Annotated in this window: 2 protein-coding genes; one reads left to right on the top strand and one right to left on the bottom strand. The window is 41.9% G+C overall.

All coding sequences use genetic code 11. The features are described from left to right. Window positions 1-72: 72 nt before the first annotated feature. Complete coding sequence (locus R6U02_RS00415; protein ID WP_410261670.1) at window positions 73-1,731, bottom strand: FAD-dependent oxidoreductase; 1,659 nt, start codon at window positions 1,729-1,731, stop codon at window positions 73-75. A gap of 514 nt (window positions 1,732-2,245) precedes the next feature. Between R6U02_RS00415 and R6U02_RS00410 the strand changes: the two genes are divergently transcribed. Further along, window positions 2,246-3,877, top strand: coding sequence for an ABC-F family ATP-binding cassette domain-containing protein (locus tag R6U02_RS00410; RefSeq protein WP_410261669.1), 1,632 nt, complete (start codon window positions 2,246-2,248; stop codon window positions 3,875-3,877). Window positions 3,878-4,431: the final 554 nt, after the last annotated feature.

Below are 4,431 nucleotides of genomic sequence, written 5' to 3'. Positions count from 1 at the left end.
CTTGTCTTGTCAACTCTAAGACAGCTGAAAAAGAGCAGCTAAACTCTTTTCTGTCTGAGCCCTAGTCATTATTTACTTTTTACTATCAATATAATTCTGATAATTCGTGTTGCCACCCGATAACACATTTACATCTAAAAACCCAATGTTCAATAGTAGATTTTGTGCGGTGTTGCTGGTTACCCCTTTATTGCAGTACACGACCGTCTTAACCGAACGGTCCAAATCAGCGACACCTTTACGCAAGTCCGGCATCGGAATATTGACGGCATCTTTGACATGATTTTTTCCATACTGTTTGGGCGAACGTACATCTACGATCTGCAGAGGAACAACCTTCTCCTGAAACGCAACCAGCTCTTCAGGTGTCATCACAGGCAAATTTTCCCGAGCATTTTCCAGGACCATGCCTGTATACATGACCGGATCTTTCGTCGTACTGAACGGCGGGGCATAAGCCAGGTCAAGATGGAATAGATCCTCTGCTGTCGCACCAAAGGTAATGGCTGTCGCAAACACGTCGATACGTTTGTCTACACCCTCTGGACCTACGATTTGTGCACCCAGGAAACGCCCGGACTCTCTATCGGCAACACCTTTGATGGTGATTTCCTGTCCTCCAACGTATTTTGCGTGAGCGGGTTTAATATTGTGAATAACGACCGGATCAAAACCGGCTTTTGCCGCTTCTTTTTCTGAGAGCCCCGTATAAGCCACGGTCAAATCAAATAAACGGAAAATGCCAGTGCCGAGCGTTCCCTTAAATTCAAGCGGTCCACCGGTTAAATGATCACCGACAATACGACCCATTTTATTCGCTGTCGAACCCAGTGGATGATAACTCGGCTGGTTCGTGACCCTATGAAAACTCTCGGCCACATCTCCGACTGCGTAAACATCTTCAGCTGACGTCTTCATGTGTTTGTCCACTTTGATTGCGCCAGTTTCACCAAGTTCAATGTCAGCATCTAAAGCTAAGACGGTATTCGGTTTTACTCCAACGGCTAAGATCACTAAGTCGGTTTCAAGCGTTGCACCCTTTTGAGTACCAATCGAGACCACTTTACCATTGCCTTCAATGGTATCTACTTTGTCACCAATATAAAGGGCGACACCGTTATCTTTCAGTTCTTTCTTCAAATGATAAGCCATATCTGCATCGATTTTAGGGAAGATCTGATCCGCAAGTTCGACGATAGACACAGTCAATCCTTTTCTGGTCAGTTGTTCTGCCATTTCAAGCCCGATAAATCCAGATCCGACAATCGTGACATGCTTGATATCATGACCCTTCATATATTTATCAATGGCCTTCGTGTTATCCATCGATTTGACATGAAACACATTTTCGTAAGTAGCCAAGCTGAATGGTGGCGGGGTAAGCGAATAAGACCCGGTCGCCAGCACTAACTTATCATAGGTCTCTCTGGAACCTTTGCCAGTCTCTTTGTTGTACACTTTAATTTCTTTGGCTAAAGGGTGGATGGCTTTAACGTGATGGTTAATGTGAATATCAATTTCAAAGCGTTTTTTAAACCACTCAACGTCTCTAGGAATCAGGGCATCTAATCTTTCTACTTCTCCTCCTAAAAAATAAGGCATACCACAGACGGAATAAGAAATATCTTCTGCCTCTTCATACACAACGATTTCAGCTGTCTCATCATTTCGCCTTGCTTTGGCAGCAACCGATGTTCCCGCTGCCACAGAACCAATGACTACAATTTTCATAAAATGAACCCTCCTTATATAGACTGTTGTCTATCTATTGTCAAGTATATCAATTTGCACACAAAATTGCTACCTGTTTATCTACCATCATTGTAAAGAAAATGTAAATATCCCCTTAATTAAATGCTTTAACGATGAACTGAATCGTTCCATTTTCGTTGAAGATCAAAAGTCCTGACCCGATGAATACCATGCCAAAATGATGCTTCCGTCCTTTTCACTCCATCCCTCTGTTTCGTGAACCCCTCCAATTTTATGTAAACAGGCACGAACATCTGATCTGTATTCTTGCCTGTTTACATAAATACGACGGTTATACATGCTTGAATCGTCTTCTGTTTCTTCCTATATCTAACTAATGCACGCTTTAAACTTCATTATTCTGTCACAATCACTCACAATCTATTCAGTAAATTCTCATAAAGACTGAATTATTTCTAAAAGTAAGTATAATGAACATAATGGCGAAAAAACAGACCAGGAATACATGGAAAGAATAGAGGGTTTATTAATTATGATTACAGTAACAAATGTAAGTTTGCTTTTTTCTGATAGAAAACTATTTGAAGATGTCACTTTAAAATTTGCGAATGACAATTGCTACGGTGTTATCGGAGCGAATGGTGCAGGGAAATCTACATTCTTAAAAATATTATCCGGAGAAATCTCTCCGACTTCAGGCGACGTTTCACTACCAAAAGATTCACGCATGGCCGTGTTAAAACAAAACCACTATGATTATGAAGATCAGAACGTTATTGATACAGTCATCATGGGTCATGAGCGTTTATACAACATTATGCAGGAAAAAAATGAAGTTTATATGAAAGCTGACTTCTCAGATGAAGACGGCATTCGAGTCGCTGAACTTGAAGGCGAATTTGCTGAGTTAGACGGTTGGGAAGCTGAACCGCAAGCAATGACGTTACTCAAAGGTTTAGGTGTTCCGGAAGCTTTACACTATAAAAAAATGAGTGAACTAACTAGTGGCCAGCATGTGAAAGTTCTGCTAGCGCAAGCATTGTTCGGCAAACCTGATGTGCTGCTTCTTGATGAGCCCACAAACGGCTTGGACACGCAGTCTATTGCCTGGCTTGAAGAATTTTTAATCAACTTTGAAAACACCGTTATTGTTGTCTCCCATGACAGACACTTTTTAAACAAAGTCTGTACACATATGGTCGACGTTGACTTCGGTAAAATCAGACTTTTTGTCGGTAACTACGACTTCTGGTTGGAATCCAGTCAACTGGCTTCGAAATTACAAGCTAATCAAAACATTAAAAAAGAAGAAAAAATAAAAGAACTCGAAGCCTTTATCGCTCGATTCAGCGCAAACGCATCTAAGTCTAAACAAGCGACATCGCGTAAAAAAACGCTGGATAAAATCACCTTGGATGATATCCAACCGTCATCACGTCGTTATCCTTTCGTCGGTTTCCAACCTGAACGTGAAATCGGTAATGATTTATTACGTGTGGAGAATCTTTCAAAAACGATCGATGGCAAAAAAATATTAGGCAATATTACTTTCTCCTTAACCAAAGACGATAAAGTTGCTTTCACAAGTATGAATGATGTTGCGATCAGTACTTTATTCAAAATCATCACAGGTGAAATGGAACCGGATGAAGGTACTTTTAGTTGGGGCATAACGACTAAACATACGTATCTTCCTAAAGATTCGTCCAGTGAATTCGAGAACAGTTCATTGACCATCATAGACTGGTTGAGACAATATGTGGTAAATAAAGAAGAAAATGACAATACCTTCTTGAGAAGCTTCCTCGGACGCATGCTCTTTTCCGGTGATGAAGTCATGAAAGAAGTATCTGTCTTATCCGGTGGAGAAAAAGTGCGTTGCATGCTTTCTAAACTGATGCTGAGTAAAGCCAATGTTTTGGTTTTAGATGATCCCACGAACCACTTGGACTTAGAATCGATTACAGCCTTAAACAATGGACTTATCGATTTTAAAGGAGCAATATTATTCGGCTCACATGACCATCAATTCATTCAAACAGTTGCCAACCGCATTATCGAAATTTCACCAAATGGTGTTGTCGACCGCGCTGAAACAACTTATGATGAATTCTTGGAAAACAAAACCGTTCGATCTCAAGTCGATGCCTTATACCAAAAATAAAAACTTAACAGATGGACACTCACGACTAGAGTCGTGAGTTTCCTTTTTTTATTTTATACAGAAGAAAGAAGCTTTGCCTTCTTTCTTCTGTATTATGGTTACAATCGTCCGATAGTGAGCACTCACACGTGCCTTTCGTAATGGGTTTCATCAATTGATAGCGCTTAATACCGATTGCGTGACCTTCCCCTCCTTCTGTCCTTCGTGAAGGGCACGCTTCGCCCCATTGCGTGACCTTCGTCTCCTCTTTTCCTTCGTGAAGGGCACGCTTTGACCTATTGCGTGACCTTCCCCCTCCTTCTGTTCTTCGTAAAGGGCACGCTTCGCCCTATTGCATGACCTTCGTCTCCTCTTTTCCTTCGTGAAAGGCACGCTTTGACCCATTGCGTGACCTTCGCCTCCTGCTGTTCTTCATGAAGGGCACGCTTGGCCTCATTGCGTGACCTTCGCCTCCTCCTGTTCTTCATGAAGGTCACGCAATGGAGCCAAGCGTGCCCTTCATGAAGAACAGGAGGAGGCGAAGGTCACGCAATGAGGCCAAGCGTGCCCTTCAT

Origin of the sequence: Alkalibacterium sp. (assembly GCF_046484155.1) — a bacterium.
GTDB lineage: Bacteria > Bacillota > Bacilli > Lactobacillales > Carnobacteriaceae_A > Alkalibacterium.
This window is presented reverse-complemented; position numbering and strand designations above follow the sequence as displayed.

Coding starts and splice junctions, on each gene's coding strand:
- R6U02_RS00415 (WP_410261670.1), bottom strand. CDS start 1,731: ATGAAAATTGTAGTCATTGGTTCTGTGGCAGCGGGAACATCGGTTGCT.
- R6U02_RS00410 (WP_410261669.1), top strand. CDS start 2,246: ATGATTACAGTAACAAATGTAAGTTTGCTTTTTTCTGATAGAAAACTA.